Annotated in this window: 1 protein-coding gene; it reads left to right on the top strand. The window is 61.2% G+C overall.

The annotated features are described in order from the left end of the window. Positions 1-596 (top strand): lysophospholipid acyltransferase (locus tag GHN86_RS23035; protein WP_153387390.1); only part of this gene is annotated, 596 nt, incomplete at both ends.

Below are 596 nucleotides of genomic sequence, written 5' to 3'. Positions count from 1 at the left end.
GCAAAAGCCTGACCGAGAGCGCCTGCGCGTGGATCTGGCCCGCCCAGCGCTCCATTGACCTGGTGCGCGAAGTCGAAGGCCTGGACGTGCTCAAAGACGCCCTCGCTTCCGGCAAAGGCGTGGTCGGCATCACCAGCCACCTGGGTAACTGGGAAGTGCTTAACCACTTCTATTGCAGCCAGTGCAAACCGATCATTTTTTATCGCCCGCCCAAGCTCAAGGCCGTAGACGAACTGCTGCGCAAACAGCGCGTACAGCTGGGCAACCGCGTGGCCGCGTCGACCAAAGAAGGCATCTTGAGTGTCATCAAAGAGGTGCGCAAAGGCGGCCAGGTCGGCATCCCGGCAGACCCGGAGCCGGCAGAATCAGCGGGTATTTTTGTGCCGTTCCTGGGCACCACGGCCCTGACCAGCAAATTTGTGCCCAACATGCTGGCGGGTGGCAAAGCGGTGGGTGTATTCCTGCACGCGGTGCGTTTGCCGGACGGTTCGGGGTTCAAAGTGATATTGGAAGCGGCGCCCGAAGCCATGTACAGCACCGACACTGAAACCGCCTGCGCGGCCATGAGCCAAGTGGTGGAGAAGTACGTGCGGGCT

Origin of the sequence: Pseudomonas helleri, assembly GCF_009600315.1 — a bacterium.
GTDB lineage: Bacteria > Pseudomonadota > Gammaproteobacteria > Pseudomonadales > Pseudomonadaceae > Aquipseudomonas > Aquipseudomonas helleri_A.
Note: the sequence above shows the minus strand (reverse complement) of the source record. Positions and strands in the feature narration are given on the sequence as shown.